At 37.0% G+C, this 1,173-nt stretch carries 1 protein-coding gene, 1 other RNA gene and 1 pseudogene; all 3 read right to left on the minus strand.

All coding sequences use genetic code 11. The features are described from left to right. Nucleotides 1-134, minus strand: a pseudogene (locus tag AC1DRF_RS28740) (pyridoxamine 5'-phosphate oxidase family protein); the annotation flags it as partial. A gap of 147 nt (nt 135-281) precedes the next feature. After that, nucleotides 282-459: non-coding RNA, 6S RNA (ssrS, locus tag AC1DRF_RS28745), on the minus strand. Between the two features lie 109 nt (nt 460-568). Continuing rightward, the coding region (locus AC1DRF_RS28750; protein ID WP_477742405.1) for a hypothetical protein at nt 569-1,173 on the minus strand (605 nt) is incomplete at its 5' end.

A 1,173-nucleotide genomic window follows, 5' to 3' on the forward strand; every position in this document is an offset into this window, starting at 1 on the left:
GCGATACCATCTTCATCGCTAAAGAATGTCATATAGCGAGAGTGGGGTTTGTTGTTCACAACTGTGGCTAATGTTCCTACACGATTTCCTTCTAATACTTCGTTTACTTTTTTAGCAATTTTTTGTTCATTCATTTTATCCATCTCCTTTATTACTTTTTATGTTCCTCAATCGAAGATAAATAAAACATACATGTCTAAAAAAAATATAAGTTAACAATAAAATAATTATGTAAACTAGTAAAATGAAAAATAAAAAAAGCTAGCTACAGCTAACTAAAAAATAAGCCCGCACTGCCGTAACCCTAAGTGTCTTAAATACCCAGATCTACTAGGTGGGTGCCCTCATAGCCGGGTTTAGCGTCCCAAGAAGGGCGTGCTATCTGCAGCTAAATTTTGAGCTCCCTTTTAACACTCAAAGGTTTAAGACAACATGAGTATACGCACAGCGCAGGTATGTATAACAAATGTAAATAAAATGCCGATATATAAATGTTTTCTAATTAATCAACTTTCATCGTACAAGAAATGATTATAACGGAATAATGAATGGAACGCAAGACTTTTATTTAAAGTTTTTCTTCTCTACCATCTTGGCGGGGAAACAGCAACAAAATAAGAAAAGGGCCCGCAACTGGAATGAAACATAAAAGAAGGTAAGGCCGGGATGCTATCCTTTCTTTTGTCATAACGGAGTAAGAAAGCCACGTTAAAACAAAAAAATCAGCGGTCATCACGCTAACAAGCTGTGACTGCATAAAAGCATCTCCATAAGCTTTTATTGAACCTAAGGATAGTCCGTATGCGTAACCTGCAATCGTGAGCGCTAAGCATAATCCAATCCATAGACGAGAAGAAATGATAGCAATGAAACGTGAAGGAATACGCGAACGTGTTCGAACTTTTTGTCCTTTCCAATGATAATAGAACAAAAGAGAAAAAGCTCCAAGCGCAAATGATAGAAGAGAAAATGGCCATCCAGGCAGTTTGTATGTATCTTTTTTACAGATCATTACCATAAACAATACTGGGAAAAGTCCTAAAAAAGAGAATACTATAACCACGAGCGGATCTACCTGTTGAAAATTTCCTGTGATAAGTTTTTTAAACAGCAAATCATTACCGGCGCTTGCTCCTGGAGCTAGCAGCAAGGCGTATAGTACAAGCATAGCCC

It is taken from the genome of Priestia sp. P5_B4, from assembly GCF_056400385.1.